General features: G+C 54.6%; 12 protein-coding genes. 2 read left to right on the plus strand and 10 right to left on the minus strand.

The window, feature by feature from the left end:
- Positions 1-52 precede the first annotated feature (52 nt).
- The 8 genes from dmul_RS03485 to rfbB are packed head-to-tail and all read right to left on the minus strand — an operon-like array spanning position 53 to position 11,212.
- Positions 53-1,060: an NAD-dependent epimerase/dehydratase family protein gene (locus dmul_RS03485; protein ID WP_152495395.1), complete on the minus strand. Its 1,008-nt coding sequence runs from the start codon at positions 1,058-1,060 to the stop codon at positions 53-55.
- On the minus strand, positions 972-5,507 hold the full coding sequence (locus dmul_RS03490) for a glycoside hydrolase family 99-like domain-containing protein (protein ID WP_020877404.1): 4,536 nt from the start codon (positions 5,505-5,507) through the stop codon (positions 972-974). The genes dmul_RS03485 and dmul_RS03490 overlap by 89 nt, the downstream gene beginning before the upstream one ends.
- Complete coding sequence (locus dmul_RS03495; protein ID WP_020877403.1) at positions 5,504-7,000, minus strand: ABC transporter ATP-binding protein; 1,497 nt, start codon at positions 6,998-7,000, stop codon at positions 5,504-5,506. Before dmul_RS03495 ends, dmul_RS03490 begins: the two co-directional genes overlap by 4 nt.
- Complete coding sequence (locus tag dmul_RS03500) at positions 6,990-7,820, minus strand: ABC transporter permease (RefSeq protein ID WP_020877402.1); 831 nt, start codon at positions 7,818-7,820, stop codon at positions 6,990-6,992. The genes dmul_RS03495 and dmul_RS03500 overlap by 11 nt, the downstream gene beginning before the upstream one ends.
- Entirely contained in the window at positions 7,817-8,365 is a 549-nt protein-coding gene (rfbC, locus tag dmul_RS03505; RefSeq protein ID WP_020877401.1) for a dTDP-4-dehydrorhamnose 3,5-epimerase, read from the minus strand. The genes dmul_RS03500 and rfbC overlap by 4 nt, the downstream gene beginning before the upstream one ends.
- Positions 8,362-9,249 (minus strand): glucose-1-phosphate thymidylyltransferase RfbA, encoded by an 888-nt coding sequence (gene rfbA / locus dmul_RS03510; protein ID WP_020877400.1) that lies wholly within the window; start codon positions 9,247-9,249, stop codon positions 8,362-8,364. The genes rfbC and rfbA overlap by 4 nt, the downstream gene beginning before the upstream one ends.
- Positions 9,246-10,148, minus strand: coding sequence for a dTDP-4-dehydrorhamnose reductase (gene rfbD / locus dmul_RS03515; protein WP_020877399.1), 903 nt, complete (start codon positions 10,146-10,148; stop codon positions 9,246-9,248). The genes rfbA and rfbD overlap by 4 nt, the downstream gene beginning before the upstream one ends.
- Positions 10,145-11,212: a dTDP-glucose 4,6-dehydratase gene (gene rfbB / locus dmul_RS03520; RefSeq protein ID WP_020877398.1), complete on the minus strand. Its 1,068-nt coding sequence runs from the start codon at positions 11,210-11,212 to the stop codon at positions 10,145-10,147. The genes rfbD and rfbB overlap by 4 nt, the downstream gene beginning before the upstream one ends.
- 407 nt (positions 11,213-11,619) lie before the next feature.
- On the opposite strand from rfbB, the gene dmul_RS03525 reads away from it, so the two are divergent.
- On the plus strand, positions 11,620-12,609 hold the full coding sequence (locus tag dmul_RS03525) for an aldo/keto reductase (RefSeq protein WP_020877397.1): 990 nt from the start codon (positions 11,620-11,622) through the stop codon (positions 12,607-12,609).
- Between the two features lie 3 nt (positions 12,610-12,612).
- Here dmul_RS03525 and dmul_RS03530 read toward each other — a convergent pair whose 3' ends face one another.
- Complete coding sequence (locus dmul_RS03530) at positions 12,613-13,122, minus strand: type 1 glutamine amidotransferase domain-containing protein (protein WP_020877396.1); 510 nt, start codon at positions 13,120-13,122, stop codon at positions 12,613-12,615.
- A gap of 173 nt (positions 13,123-13,295) precedes the next feature.
- On the opposite strand from dmul_RS03530, the gene dmul_RS03535 reads away from it, so the two are divergent.
- On the plus strand, positions 13,296-13,961 hold the full coding sequence (locus dmul_RS03535) for an alpha/beta fold hydrolase (protein WP_020877395.1): 666 nt from the start codon (positions 13,296-13,298) through the stop codon (positions 13,959-13,961).
- On the opposite strand, the gene dmul_RS03540 is transcribed toward dmul_RS03535, so the two are convergent.
- Positions 13,907-15,538, minus strand: coding sequence for a TolC family protein (locus dmul_RS03540; protein WP_020877394.1), 1,632 nt, complete (start codon positions 15,536-15,538; stop codon positions 13,907-13,909). The genes dmul_RS03535 and dmul_RS03540 overlap by 55 nt on opposite strands.
- Positions 15,539-15,550: the final 12 nt, after the last annotated feature.

The following is a 15,550-nucleotide window of genomic DNA, read 5'->3' on the forward strand; positions in this document are numbered from 1 at the left end:
GTGAGCTCAAATGAATTTTGTTGATGGTCATGATCATCCTGTCATGTTGTAATTATTTAAAGAATTCAAAGTTCTGATTGAGCCAGGACGCCGTCATTGCCATGCCTTCATCAATGCTTGTCTCGGGCTTCCAGCCAGTGTGGGCGGAAATTTTCATGAAATTTAGAACGTTTCTGTTAACGTCGACGGACCTTGCTGCACAATACCTGACAACGGGTTTTATGTTCAGCGTTTTTTTCATGATTTCGATCAACTGGTTGATGGATAGGCCGAAGGCCGTGCCGATGTTATAGGTTTCTCCACTTTTGCCGATCATGGCGGCATTCAGAACACCATGAACGGCGTCTGTGATATAGATGTAGTCCCTCACGTTCGATCCGTCTCCCCATATCTCTATCAGTTCATTTCGGAGGGCCTTGTACAGCATGGTGGAAATGACGCCTTGACCCCTCAGGGGATGTTGCCAAGGGCCATAAGGATTGGACAGCCGAACCGTTACATAATCGATACCGTGCAGTTTTTGATAAAGGGCGAAATATTTTTCGATAGCCAACTTGACAACACCATAAGAGCAGATGGGATTCGTTGGTTCCGATTCGGTAATCGTTTTGCCGTTGTTCTGGCCGTAGACGGTGCCGCCCGAAGAAAGAAAGACCCATCGCAAGTTGCGGATACGGGTTTCTTCAAGGTATCGGATCGTGGTTACAAGGTCACGGCTGACTTCGTCTGCAGCCCCTATTGTAAAGGGCGACGGCCGAGAGGAACTGATCAGGTGAAAGACCAGGGCGTGATCAAGCTCCTGGAGGAGTTCAGCAGACAGTGTTGCGAAGTCCCCGGTGATAGGCGTTGCCTTTTGGGGCCAGTGAGGGGTGGTAACCTGATCGAAACAAATCAGTTTATATCCCTTTTGGGCTAGGGCATGTGAAAGGTTGATACCGATAAACCCCGCGGCACCGAGAATGACGGCTTTTTTATACGATGTAGGTGGAATCATCACGAAGTCCTTCCTGTTTTTCATCGGGCAACCCGAAATATTTGCGCAAATATTCGATATAGGCACGTGACTTGGCGCGTGCTTCCCGGGTGGGTTCGACCAGGGATTGGGCAATTTCCTGCAATCGGCGAACCTCCTGAAGGTGGCGGTGTTTAGCTGCGGATCCTGTCACGCTGAAGGCGTGCCGGCGATGCAGATTCAAAGGCTTTTGGATGTAACAAACTTTGCCCTGCATCATTACATGAAGGTATACCAACCAATCTCCAGCGATCTGGTATTCAAACAATTCTGAGCCGATAGTGTTGAGAGCGTGATCAAGAGCTTTCCTGCGGAAAAGGACGGCACTGACATTCGGGAGGGTATTTTTGATGCAAAGTGCCTCCCGGATTTCCTCTCGGCCGTCGCGAGTATAATCGGCCCCCCATTTATCCGACACCTCTCGGGTATATTCCAGATAATGGTCCTTTATTATTTTCCCTTTGGTGTTCATTTGTTTGGACTGACTGAACGCCAGTACCGTCTCGGGCATATGAAAGGCGGGAACCAGTTCGTCGAGGAAGCTGTCGTTGGATAGATCGTCCGCTTCGGCGATCCACAGCACCTCCCCTCGACATAGCTTGATGCCCTTACACCATTGACGAAAAACCGACCCGGAATTCTTTTCATTGACGAAGAGACGGGCATCGATATCAATCTCGCTCAGGTATTTTGTAATCACTTCACAACTTCTGTCCGTTGAGGCGTCATCCAGCACGACAAGCTCATAGATTGGAAAGGTCTGACGGCGAATGCTTTCCAGCCTCTCAATGATGTGGCGTTCGTAATTATAGTTTGGAACGATCACGGAAACACGTGGAAAATCATTGAGATGGTGCAGCAGGTCTAACGCATACTGCCGCATTGAGCCGGGACGATGCCGTATGGTCCTGTCCGTCACAGAGAGCAGCTCGGAGATCTTTCGTGCGAAATCTTTTGGGTCTGGAAAGTCAGCCAGACGGCCGCCTTGTTCAATGATATACCGACCGGCTCCGGTAGTCTCATCAAAAGCCACTACGGGGATACCCGCCTCAGTGGCTTCAAGCACCACATTGGGAAAAGGATCTTCACGAGAGGGCAGCGCATATACTGAGGCGGCGGCATAATAAGCCATGGGCTCTCGGTCGAATCCGACAAACAGCACTTTTCCCTGAAGTTCGAGCGCATTGATGCGCGATTCAACCTTTTGCATCATTTCAGGTTCACCGTGCCCTACCCAGATAAAAACGGCATTCGGATGCTTCGGCAATACCTGGGCAGCGATTTCGACGAAGAGATCTGCCCCTTTGCGAGCGTCGGCGTAGGCAATGCTCAAGACGATTTGACTATCTTTCGGCAGGCGGTGTTTTTGAAGTATTTCTCGTCGGGCTTCGAGGCGTCGGTTCCTGTATGGGTTTCGTCGGAGCAGTCCCTGGTGGCGGATCAAGACCTTTTCGGGTTCAACCGGGGCGATCTCGCGGAAACGTTGATGTACCAGTTCCGCCGGGAAAACGATTTTGTCGGCGAGCCTGGAGATTGTATCGGCGTTGGTTTCCTGGTGCATGTCCCGGATTATTCCCGGTAGTTCGTGAATCAGGCTGAGAACCCGAAAGTCAAGATCTTTCAGCAAAGGGAGGATACTTCCGCTGACAACTGTGCTGGTTACGGCGTCGTGCATTCCCCCCGCCCGGAGCTCATACAGGAAGCTGTGCACTGCTTTCGGGCCTGCAAGTTCGGCATTCAGTGTTTGTCCGATGCGGCTGAATTCATCGAGCAACCTGCCGCCTTTAAGTGCCAGAACGGCGACCCTGAATCCATCGATCCTGAGCTGTCGGGCGAGTGACAGAAGAAGGAACTGCGCACCATGGGGGTGGGCGTCGTGGGTAACGAGCAGGATAGCGTCATTTCGAGTTTCAGCCCCTTCGGTGAGAGCATCCCGGGTGGCCTGCAGATATGCGTAGCCGTATCGGGCATCAGGCTCCAAATGAGCGCCTTCCGCCCATTCATTCCAAGCGTTGACGAATATCAATCGTTCATCATCTGCGGCACTTTGAAGTACGGTATCTTGGATAGCGTTTTCCAGCCAGGCCCGGTAAAGTTTCGGTGTGTTGTTGATAAAGACGGTGCTGCGGTTATTCCGGCGCGCCGTGTTGTCCCATCCTGGGCAAACACTACGAAAGATCTTGTAGCCGGGATGCTGGTATTTTTTGCTGCGTTCTACGAAAACCTGCCAATCATAGATAGTGCATCCAAAGTTTTTGTCGATCGGGGTGACGCTGCCTGTAACATCAGGTGGTGCAGAATTGTTCGGTGGGAACTCGACGGCGGCATCGAAGCCGTATTTTGAAGGATCGACCTTTTCAAAGGATTGCGTGTAAGCGAGAAAGAGATCTCCAATGCCGTTTTGGGTACACCAATTTCGCCAGCGTTGGGCCGTTTTCTTTGCCGACGGAAGGAGACTGGGGCGATAGACCAGCAGTAGCGGTTTGCCGTTGATCCGAATGTAGCGGGGATCTTTCATGTAGCGGGCGACATGTTGGATAAAGGCGAGGTCGTCTTCCGGTGAGTGCTGTTGCGCAATAAGAATTTCATTTTCCAATCCATCCCATCGGCGAGTCCAGTTCTCGTTGGCCCAGCAGAGACAAAAGGGCAGGTCGAACCTTTTGTTTGCCAGATAGTTTTTTATGGGCGTTTCAAGCAGACGTTTACCGCCGAACCAATAGAAGTAGAAGCAGAAACCGCCAATGCCATACAACTTGGCCAACTCGACCTGACGATGCTGAACAGCAGCATCGAGCAGGTTGTAATATCCCAATTCACCCGGTACATGCGGCTGATGATGGCCGACAAATTGGGGCTTGGCCGGCTTGACATTGGCCCACTCCGTAAAGCCTTTACCCCACCATTCATCATTTTCCGGAATGGAATGAAATTGCGGCAGATAAAAGCATATCAGCTTGACGGATTTGCTCCTTGGCGGCGAGGCTGTAAGCATTGGGACATAATCGCTGCTTATGTTGTCCTTATAACAGGACCGACCCTGCCCAGACATCGAAGTAATTTGCGGTATAGCCGTGTTTAAAATTCCGTCGTTGAGATTCTGCCAGCGACGATAAGCCTCGGTTCGTCTGAAGAGGAATGGTAACCTCTTGAAAATCGAATTCTTGAATTTTTGCTTGCCTTGAGGGGGCAGCAAAGGACTTTCCCAACCCCAATGGGCAATTCTGGAGAGTTTGGTTCGAAAAAACGGATATGGACGCGTCATCAAATTTTTGCGGAAAAAGCGCAAGGATGAAGTGAGGCGCCAGGAATTACTGTTTAAAATGACGGCTAACTGTCGGTTGACCTGTTCCAGTTTTTCCCGTTCAGTTCTTGCCTGATTGCGGCTCTGTTCCAATTGAATGCCTAACTTGCGGGTTTTTTCTCGTTCAGTCTCATATTGTTTTTCCAGACAATCTCGCTGTCCGGTAATTTGTAATAATTTTCGGCTCAAATCTTCCGTATTGGATTTTTCTTTAGCGGTATTGGATTTCTCTTTAGAAAGAGTGTCGGTAAGTTTTTCGATTTTCTCAGTGCGTTCGGCGATATTCTGATAAAAACCAATGATTCGGTCTTCAAGGATGTTAACGTAGCCGAAAGCCGGTGCGTAATCATGCAGGCGTTGCCGGATTCCGAAGAATTTTTCCTGAATAACGGGATCGTCAAAGGTCATTTCCCCATTTGCCAGGTTTAAAGCCAGTTCATAAGCTCGGGAAACGTCTTTCGGCAATTTGGGGTCAAGTTCCAGATCTTTGATCTGAAAATGCGTATGGCGCAGTTTGGCTTCCAGAAAATCTTTGGCAAACTCTTTCAATGCGGTTAAATTTTCTGCGGGAGGATCAAGATTCAGCACATCAGCGATGCGCTGGAGTTCCGTCTGCGGACTTTCCAAGAAAATATCGTAATCCACCATGACCCTTGGGCTGCCGCTACTATCTAAAACTGCTGAGACAACATGTTCCAGCCAAAGAAAATAGCTTTTCTCCGGTTCAATCCGGTTCCTTTTACTGAGAGACCGGGCTACGCTGATGGGGTTGCGTACGGCAATGACGTATCGAGGGGTACATCCCACCGCTTTGAAGATGTTTTTCCAGAAAGGCAGAAGCCGCGAAACGCGGGGATCCTTGAAACCGAATCGCGCTGTATTTAAGAACTTCGTCCGCAGGACTTCGACCGCTTCGAGCTTCAATGACCCGGCTGCATCAGCATGATTCAGGGTCTCCAGAACTTCGGGTGTAAGACCGAGTCTATCATAGGCAGAGCCTAAATGCTCAAGCAGGCTTTCATTTATGCGCAGGCAATCTTTGTCTTCCCAGAATCCTTTGGGATTGTCTTCTCCCGGAGGATGAAGATTGTTACCCAGTTCGACGCCGAGAAGAGAAATCCCTCGAGTGATGGTGCTCGTACCGCTCCGGTGCATGCCCAATACAACAACAATATTCTTTTTGGAATCTTTCATTTCAGTTTTTTGTTTCTCGTCGTGATGGATGAGATATCAAAATTGACGATTGCGGTGGCCTCCCGTTCTCTGTAAGGCTGGACTTTGAACATTACGGCATCAATGATTCGGTGCAGATAGGTTTTTTTCGAATCGACACCCGTCAGGCCTTGAATCCCCGAATTGAAAAAGTAGGTTCCCGGATTCAGTTGGCATCGGAACTTGAAGCTGACCTGAAATTCTTCCCCTGCCATGACGCTGTCAATGTGCTCAAAAAGACTCGGATGGAGTGCTCCGCCGATTTCTACGCCGCTGATGTTCTTGATCAGCATACCAAATTGTATGCGGCGTGCATTCTGGAAAAATTTAACTTGATAACAGTATCGATACTCCTGCATGGCGATCAGGATGTTCACCCGTTCTTCATCAAGGGTTTCGATGCGGGGATCAACAATAGCAGCGCCAAGTTGATCATAGTCGATCCGACTTTGAGATACCAACCCCTCAACGTACTGTGGCTGAATCTCCTTTTTTTCAGACGATGTGTCGGCAGTGGAATCGCTCGGAAAGTTATCGGGCGAAGCGATCGAAGCGGATTCTGCGGCTTTACGGATTTCCCGGTGCAGTTTTGATATATTTTCCGGGGGAGCGAAAATCAATTTGTGATAATGCGTTATGGTTTCTTTGGGTGGGCCGTCGTAAAGGAGTTCCCCGCTGTCGAGCAGAAGCGCGCGGTCGCAAAGCTCAATCACCATTGTCGCAGCGTGCGATACAAAAAGAATAGTCGTACCTCTTTCGCGGAGCGCCTCGATTCGGGCAAAACATTTTCTGCGAAAGGCTTCATCACCTACAGCCAGAGCTTCATCAACAACAAATATTTCCGGTTCCCGCGATACAGACACTGCGAAAGCGAGGCGCATAACCATGCCGCTGGAGTATGTTTTGACCGGTTGATGAATGAAATTCCCGATATCGGCAAACGATAGAATATCCGGCAATATCTGGTTGATGTGATGGTATGACATTCCCAGAATTTGACCGTAAAAAAATACGTTTTCCAACCCCGTAAACTGAGGATTGAATCCTGTGCCCAACTCCAGTAATGCCGCGATATTTCCACTTGTGTGGCAAACGCCGCTGGTCGGGGTGAGTGTTCCGCAGATGAGTTGCAACAATGTGGATTTACCTGAACCGTTGCGACCGACAATCCCCACGGTTTCGCCGCGACGAACCTCGAAGGATATATTTCGTAACGCCCAGAAATCTCTGTAATACTGTTTCGGGCGCATTCGAACTACCCGTTGAAAACGGGGCATGATGAACTGCTTCAGGCGGGCACTTGGTGCCTTGTAGATCTGGTAACACTTGCTGAGGTGAGTTGCACGGATTGCAATATCTTTCAGATCCGGCGTCAAGTCCTGTTCGTTAAAAGCTGTTTCTGAAAGGGGCTCATCTCCCCTACCAAGGGAAATATCTTTTTTTGAAAAAAGCGAAACAAAAGGGCTATACGACATCGGCAAAACCCTTGCGTGTTTTTTGAAACCAGGCGAATCCGACCCAGGCGAATGCCACGGCGCCTATCACATAAAGACCCAGACCGATCCAGTTGGGTTGGTGCCCATAGAGAAGCACTTCTCTCACCTGTTCAATGATAAATGCAAGCGGGTTGAGTCGGATCCAAGGTTGTAAGTTTTCTGGAAGGGCGGTGACAGGATAAAATACTGCCGAGAGAAAAAGCATTGCAGTGGTGAAAATACCGATCGGCTGTCCCACATCACGGAGGAATGCGCCCAGAGAAGCCAGCATCCAGCTAAAACCCGATACTACAATAATCAGCGGGAAAAGCACCAAAGGCGTCAATAGGACGGTCCAATGAAGAAAACCATTGAACATCAGAAAGACGAACAGGAGGACAAAAAGGCTGACCAAGGTTTGAAAAAGGGCTGTTCCTATGGCGACAATCGGAAGGATTTCCAGAGGGAAGACAACTTTTTTGACGTAGTTGACGTTGCTCAGGATTAATGTTGGAGATCGGTTGATCACCTCTGCAAACAATCCATGTACGATCAATCCGGCAAAAAGCACAACTGCAAACTGAATCTGGCTTTCTTCCCCTTGAGAGCCCCAGCGAGCTTTGAATACCACTGAAAAAACAAAGGTATAGACCACCAACATAATCAACGGGTTGAGGAAGGTCCATAGCAGGCCCATAACCGACTCTTTGTAGCGACCCAATACTTCCCGCCGGGTCATTTGAAAAATCAGCTTGCGATTATCCCGCAAACTTCTCACCAATGCATAAAGCGTAGCAGATTGTGCTGCATGAGGGTTCACACAAATACCTCGGCCTGTTTCAGAGGGACTCCCGCTTTGTCTTTGGATGAAAGCGTCGGTGGGGTTTCAATGGGCCACCGGATGTCGATTTCAGGATCGTTCCAGGCGATGCAGCGCTCGAATTCAGCGGCGTAATAGTCCGTGGTTTTGTACAGGAAGTCCGCACTGTCGCTCAGCACCAGAAATCCGTGGGCGAAGCCGGACGGGATCCAGAGTTGGCGATGATTGGATTCCGTGAGCTCCGTGCCGACCCATTGGCCGAAGAAGGGGGAGGACCTGCGGATGTCCACGGCGACGTCGAACACCGCCCCGGAGACGACCCGCACCAGTTTGCCCTGGGGCTGTCGGATCTGATAATGCAGTCCTCGCAGGACGCCTCGGCCGGATCGGCTGTGATTGTCCTGTACAAACGCGACCTCCAGGCCGGTGGCCTGCTGAAAGATTTTCTGGTTGAAACTTTCGAAAAAGAAGCCGCGTTCATCCCCGAATACCCGGGGTTCTATGATCAGAACTTCCCGGATGTCGGCGGCAGGGGTGACTTTCACAGTGCCCATCCTTTCTTCAGCAGGCCGAGGAGGTATTGACCGTACCCGTTTTTGGCCATGGTGTGCGCCAGTTTTTCGATCCGTGCCGCATCGATCCATCCCTTGCGCCAGGCGATCTCTTCGGGACAGGACACCATCAGCCCCTGCCGCTTCTGCAGGGTGGAAATGAAGGAAGACGCCTCCTGCAGGGAGTCGTGGGTGCCGGTATCCAGCCAGGCATACCCCCGCCCCATGATTTCCACGTTGAGCTTTCCCCGTTCCAGGTAGATCCGGTTGACGTCCGTGATCTCCAGTTCTCCCCGGGCGGACGGCTCCAGGTTGTCGGCGATGTCGACGACCTGATTGTCGTAGAAGTAGAGGCCGGTGACGGCATAGTTTGACCGTGGATTCGCCGGCTTTTCCTCGATGGACCGCACGCGCAGATCAGCGTCATACTCGACCACCCCGTATCGCTCCGGATCCTGAACATGGTAGGCGAACACGGTGGCGCCTTGACTCTGGGCCGCCGCCCGTTCCAGCTTCACCGCCAGATCATGGCCGTAGAAAATGTTGTCGCCCAGAATCAGGACGGGATCGTCATTGCCGATGAAACCACGTCCGATGGTAAAGGCTTGCGCCAGGCCGTCGGGAGAGGGCTGAACCGCATATTGAACATCGATGCCCCATTTTTCGCCGTCGCCGATCATCTCTCTGAAGCGGGGCGTATCCTGCGGCGTCGAGATGATCAGGATGTCGCGGACCCCTGCCAGCATCAGGGTGCTGAGGGGGTAATAGATCATCGGCTTGTCGTATACCGGCAGCAGTTGTTTCGATATGGTGAGCGTGATCGGATAGAGCCGCGTGCCGGATCCGCCGGCGAGGATGATGCCTTTGCGCCGGATCATGATTGTGCCTCCAGGGTTTCAGTAAGCATGCGTCTGGCGCCGGTTTGCCAGTGGGGGAGATTCAGGCCGAAGGCAGCCTGCAGTTTGGCGGTGTTCAAACGTGAATTGTGGGGGCGGCGTGCGGGCAGCGGGAAATCGCTGGTCGGTACCGGCGCGACGGTTTCGGGAGACGCCGCCAGTTTCATTCCGGCCCGGCGGGCATATTCCAGGATGAAAACCGCGTAGCCGTGCCATGAGGTTTCGCCGCCCGCCGCCAGGTGGTACAGGCCCCCCAGATCCGGGTTGTTGAAAACCGCTCGGAGGGCGTGGGCGGTCACATCCGCCAGCAGTTCGGCACCGGTGGGGGCGCCGAACTGATCGTCGATCACGGTGAGGGCTTCCCGCTCCCGGGCCAGCCGGAGAATGGTTCCGGCAAAGTTGGCCCCTCTCGTGCCGTAGACCCAACTGGTGCGGAAGATCAGGTGCCGGCAGCCCCCGGCGATAACGGCCTGTTCACCTTCCAGCTTGGTGCGGCCGTATACGTTCAAGGGGCCCGTGGGGTCGGTTTCCGTCCAGGGACGGTCGCCGCTGCCGTCAAAAACGTAGTCTGTGGAGTAGTGAACCATCCAGGCACCGCAGCGTCGGGCTTCCCGTGCGAGCACGCCGGGAGCCGCGGCATTGATGGTCCGGGCAAGCTCGCCCTCGCTTTCGGCCTTGTCGACAGCCGTATAGGCGGCGGCGTTGACAATCACGTCCGGAACGACTGCCCGAACGGTTCGGGCGACGCCTTCCAGGTTGGTGAGGTTCCCGCACAGCTCCTCGCTGCCGGAACCCAGAGCGACGATCTCGCCCAGCGGTGCCAGGCTGCGCTGCAGTTCCCAACCCACCTGGCCGTTCTTTCCGAATAGCAGGACCTTCATCGGTTTCGCTCCGCATAATTCTTTTCGATCCACGCCCGGTAGGCGCCGGAATGGACATTGTCGATCCAGTCCGGGTTTTGCAGATACCACATCACCGTTTTCCGGATGCCCGATTCAAAGGTTTCGGCCGGCTTCCATCCCAGTTCCCGCTCAATTTTCCGGGCATCGATGGCATACCGGCGGTCATGGCCGGGGCGGTCGGTGACGAATGCGATCTGCTCACAATAGCGTTTCCCGTCCGTCCGGGGACGCAATTCGTCGAGCAGGCCGCAGACGATGTTCACGATGTCGATATTGGCTTTTTCGTTCCATCCGCCGATGTTGTATATTTCTCCGGGGGAGCCTTCGGCCAGCACGTGCCGGACGGCCCGACAGTGATCCTTGACGTACAGCCAGTCGCGGATCTGCCGACCGTCGCCGTAAACCGGCAGGGGTTTCCCCGCCAGGGCGTTGATGATCATCAGGGGGATCAGTTTTTCGGGGAATTGATAAGGCCCGTAGTTGTTGGAACAGTTGGTGGTCAGCATCGGCAGGCCGTATGTATGGTGGTAAGCCCGCACGAGATGGTCGCTGGCGGCCTTGCTGGCCGAATAGGGGCTGTTGGGTTCGTAACGATGGGTTTCACTGAACGCGGGAGCACCGGCCCTCAGGGATCCGTATACCTCGTCCGTGGAAACGTGGAGGAAGCGAAAGGCATGTTTCCGTGAACTTCCCAGCTTGTCCCAGTAGCTGCGCACGGCTTCCAGAAGCCGGAACGTTCCGACGATATTGGTCTGAATGAAGTCCTCGGGGCCGTGAATGGATCGGTCTACATGGGATTCGGCGGCGAAATTGACGACGGCCCGGGGTTGATACCGCTTCAGCAATCCGGCGACCTGTTCAGGGTCGCCGATGTCGGCCCGAATGAAAATGTGCCGCTCATCATCGACGACGGATGCGAGGTTTTCCAGGTTGCCGGCATAGGTCAGCTTGTCGAGGTTGATAACGGGTTCATCGGATGCCGCCAGCCAGTCCAAAACGAAATTCGCGCCGATAAACCCGGCGCCGCCGGTAACCAGAATCATGGGGTAACCCTTTTGTCCTTTTATCGATTGATGACGTTCCAGGTCATCCTGATGTATCCGCTGCAAACGACATTGAAGCGTGTTGTGTGCGGAGATGTCCCTGTTTCGGCGTTTTGGAAACAGGATGCTGTTGAACAGAATTCTCCGAAAACTTAACTTTTACGTTAAATGGGAAGCAGTGTCAATGCCCTTTCGGTTACCGGATTTTCCAGAGGGAAAAATACATGCGCGTCTCCTTCTTTACCCGGCCCTAACGTGCATGACAACCACAAATACTGGATTTCCCCCATTTGATCCGGCGCCGGATTCGGCCAATATTTAGTGAGGGGAGCGTTGCGGCATTGGAAGGTATGCCATATGCTAAACAGAGGACACGCTCTCACGACAAGCAAAAAGGAGGATTTTCTATGGAGTATACGACTTTGCCGGGAACGGATATGCGCGTTTCGCGCATCGCCCTGGGCACGTGGGCCATAGGCGGCTGGATGTGGGGCGGAACCGACGAAAAGACATCCGTTCAGACCATTCACGCCGCTCTCGAAGAGGGTATCAACCTGATCGACACCGCGCCGGTGTATGGGTTTGGACGGTCGGAAGAGATCGTGGGCAAGGCGCTCCATGAGTACAACAACCGTCGGAACATTTTCATCTCCACCAAGGCCTGCCTCGCGTGGGACGATCGCGGCGTGTTCCGCGATGCGACCCGCGGCCGAATCAAAAAAGACCTGGAGGATTCCCTCCGGCGCCTTCAGACCGATTACATCGACATCTATTTTGTTCACTGGCCCGATCCGCGGGTTCCGGCGGAAGAGACCGCCGAGGCGATGAAGGAGCTCTTTTACGAGGGAAAGATCAGGGCGGTCGGGGTGAGCAATTATTCATCCGACCAGATGGCCGAGTTCGAGAAATTTTCACCGCTTCATCTCTCCCAGTTGCCGTACAACCTTTTCGAACGCGGCATCGAGGCGGCTGAGACGGCGTACTGCAGGGACCGCAACATTGCACTGATGGCCTATGGCGTGCTCTGCCGGGGCCTCCTATCCGGGGTCATGCGTTCGGACAGGGCTTTTGCGGGCGATGATCTCAGGAATCATGACCCCAAGTTCCAGGGGGACCGTTTCCGGCAATATCTTGCGGCGGCGGAAAAACTGGCGGAACTCGCCCGGGACCGCTACAATCGGGGTCTACTGCCGATGGCCGTCCGGTGGGTCCTGGACCAGGGGGCGGAGATCGCCGTATGGGGCGCCCGCCGTCCGGAACAGATCACGCCGGTCAGGGACGCCGTCGGATGGGTCATTGGTGATTACGGCAGGCGGCAGATCCGGAAGATCCTGAATCAGACCATCACGGATCCCGTCGGGCCGGAGTTCATGGCGCCGGCTGTCCGCGAAGCGTGAAATCTAGGAGAGCATCTTCAGCGACGCCTCGATAAACGCCGGGATGTCGCCGGGGAAGCGGCTGCTGACCAGGTTGCCGTCCACCACGACTGCCTGGTCCAGGAATTCGGCGCCGGCGTTCCGAATGTCCTGGGCGATGGATTTCCAGCCTGTCATCTTCCGGCCCTTCACCACGTCCGCCGTGATGAGGATCTGGGGGCCGTGGCAGATGGAGAATACGGGTTTCCCGCTGTTCACGAATTCTTTGACGAATTCCACCGGGGCCTCATGCGCCCTCAATTTGTCCGGCGAATAGCCGCCGGGGATGAGCAGTGCGTCAAAATCGTCCACGCGGGCCTTTCCGACGGCAAGATCGATAACGACCGGTGTGTTTTCCTTTTTTCCTCTTACCGTGTTGCCGGCTTCAAGGCCGACGACGGTGAGGCGATGACCTGCGGCCTTGAAGGCTTCGGCCGGTTCGGTGTATTCGGAATCCTCAAACCATTCATCCATAATGACGGCGATATGACTCATAGCAAACCTCCCGGGTAATGGGGGCTCCGCCCCCGGTCCAAAGATTGGTTTTCTCCTGAAATATATATTATAGTCATTATATGCGGGAGGGGAATTAAAATCATGCCGTATTCCGCCGCCGAAGGCCTATCCGGCCGAATCCGATTGTCAATGTCAAAGAAAGGACTGTCGCCATGAATATCGAATCCCATGTCATACCGGTTGAGGGAAAGGCTGTTCACTTTCTGTCGGCGGGTGCGTCCGCCGATACCATTGTCCTGTTGCACGGCAAGAGTTTCAGCGCCGACACGTGGCGTAAAACCGGGACGATCACCGCTCTGGGCGAGGCTGGTTTTCGTGCGGTGGCCGTCGATCTGCCGGGATACGGACAGTCGGCGCCGAGCGAAAAACGGGAGGACCGGATCCTGGGTTCTATCCTGGATGCGCTGGAGATAAAGGCTGCAGTGATTGTTGCGGCCTCGTTCAGCGGATGGTACGCATTCCCACTTCTTCTGGAGCGTCCGGATCGGGTCAGGGGCTTCGTGTCCGCGGCCTCCCGGGGAATCCGCAAATACCAGGCGTATCTGCAGCGTCTGACCTTTCCGGTCCTTGCCCTGTGGGGTGAAAAGGACGATCTCGTTCCCATGGAGAACGCCGATTTTCTGACGGCCTCCGTGCCCAATGGGCGGAAGATCGTCATTCCCGGGGGCACCCATGCTTCGTACCTGAGCGATCCCGAAAGGTTCAATCAGGTGCTTCTGGAATTTGTCACGACCTGTTTCATCGGACCCGGCGGTGCCGGCACTCAGTCCTCCGGTAAGCCCAACGCCGATTTGTCCACTGAAACCAGGATGTCGTAGCGTTCCAGGTTGGTGCCCATGGCCTGGTGGAGCCGGGCCAACCCTTTCCGGTAGTCGGTGAGGGCCATGACGTGCCGGATCCGGGCCGACACCTGCTTTTCCTGGTAGTCGAGGACGCGGAAGGTGTCGGAGAGGCCGCTGTTGAGGCGGGTTGTCTCCTGGTCCAGGGTTTTTGCCGAAAGCCCCACAAAGCGCTCTCCTGCCTGAACCCGCTCCAGGCTCCGATCCACGATTACCAGGGCGTTTTGAATTTCGGTGTCGATCCGACGCTTCGTCCGATCGATCAACAGCTCGATTTTGCGCTGCTCGATGCGGTTTTTCCGGTACTGGGCCCTGGCGGCCCGGTTGCCGAGGGGATAGTGGAATCGGAGCTCCGCCGACAACTGGTAGCCGCCGTCCCGGAAGAGACTGGTGAAGGCGTCCCCGTAATCCCCGGTGAGGGAGGAGGTGTGCGGCCCGCCGAGGATCGCCACCGGGCGGTCGTGTCCTGACAGGCCGTTGGCCCCTGCCGAGGCCACCAGATCCACCTGGGGCTTTTTCTGATTCCGGTAGTAGTCGGTCAGAATCTCTGTGTTCTCTCGGGCGATGCGAATGCCTTTCAAGTCGGGGCGCTTGTTCAGAGCGGTTTCGAGGGCCGCATTTCTTTCGGGGCCGGGCAGAACTGTGGCGGGGATGGGCGGGGTCCGGATATCCGCGTCATAAAGCGGATCGGCAGGCGCGATCGCCAAAAGGTCCTTGAGTTGGTTCTCAAGCGTTTCCACTTGTTGACGGGCCCGGATCACGGCTTCGTCCCGATCGACGACGGCGGTACGGGCCTCGTCCACCTCGGTGACGGAGATCATGCCGCGGGCGAGCCGTCGCTGGTTGCCTGCCGCCAGTGTCTCCGCCAGTTCCCGGGACTGAATGCGGAATTCGAGAACGGCGAGGGCGCCGGCCAGGTCGAGGTAGATCCGTTCGATCTCTCCGGCAAGCATCTGGCTGCGGGCCATATAGTCCGCAACCGACAGTTCTACGCGATTTTTCGACACCTGAACCGCCGCCGTATTGACATCGGTGCCGAAATCCCGGAGGAGGGGCTGGGTCAGCTGGAGGACGATGAGGTTCCGGTATTTGGGGTCGAGGGCGTCGGCGAGAAAATTGTCCTCGACCCGAAGGGTTTCAAAGGCAAGGCGGGACTGGAGTCCGGTGGTAAACCGCTTCAGGATGCCTATGCCGGCGCTGATTTCGCGGGTGTGCTGAGTTTCGTCGCCGTATAGGATGACGCCTGTCAGTAATTTTTGATCCGCAGCCGAGAGAGCGGCTTCGACGGCCGGATCGAAAACCGCTTCGTTCGAGATCACGTCCTGCCGCTTCAAGGGGATGTCGAGACGCTGGATTTCGAGGTCCAGATTCTGTCGAAGTCCTGTGGCGACGGCATCCCGAAGCCCGAGCAGCGCTTCCCGGCCCAGGGCCTTCCCGGTCGGGAGGAGGGCGATCAGAAGGACCAGCAGCACGGTGCTTGCGCGTGCGCTGCCGGCAAGGCGGACAATCGATGTTCTCAGGGGGCTGCGGTGGCGGTCTCCTTGATGGGTTTCCAAATCGGGCCTTCC

Origin of the sequence: Desulfococcus multivorans (genome assembly GCF_001854245.1) — a bacterium.
Taxonomy (GTDB): Bacteria; Desulfobacterota; Desulfobacteria; order Desulfobacterales; family Desulfococcaceae; genus Desulfococcus; species Desulfococcus multivorans.

Excerpts from the sequence above, each read along its gene's own strand:
- dmul_RS03490 (WP_020877404.1), bottom strand. The coding sequence starts at position 5,507 with ATGAAAGATTCCAAAAAGAATATTGTTGTTGTATTGGGCATGCACCGG.
- dmul_RS03495 (WP_020877403.1), bottom strand. The coding sequence starts at position 7,000 with ATGTCGTATAGCCCTTTTGTTTCGCTTTTTTCAAAAAAAGATATTTCC.
- rfbA (WP_020877400.1), bottom strand. The coding sequence starts at position 9,249 with ATGATCCGGCGCAAAGGCATCATCCTCGCCGGCGGATCCGGCACGCGG.
- rfbD (WP_020877399.1), bottom strand. The coding sequence starts at position 10,148 with ATGAAGGTCCTGCTATTCGGAAAGAACGGCCAGGTGGGTTGGGAACTG.
- rfbB (WP_020877398.1), bottom strand. The coding sequence starts at position 11,212 with ATGATTCTGGTTACCGGCGGCGCCGGGTTTATCGGCGCGAATTTCGTT.
- dmul_RS03525 (WP_020877397.1), top strand. The coding sequence starts at position 11,620 with ATGGAGTATACGACTTTGCCGGGAACGGATATGCGCGTTTCGCGCATC.
- dmul_RS03530 (WP_020877396.1), bottom strand. The coding sequence starts at position 13,122 with ATGAGTCATATCGCCGTCATTATGGATGAATGGTTTGAGGATTCCGAA.
- dmul_RS03535 (WP_020877395.1), top strand. The coding sequence starts at position 13,296 with ATGAATATCGAATCCCATGTCATACCGGTTGAGGGAAAGGCTGTTCAC.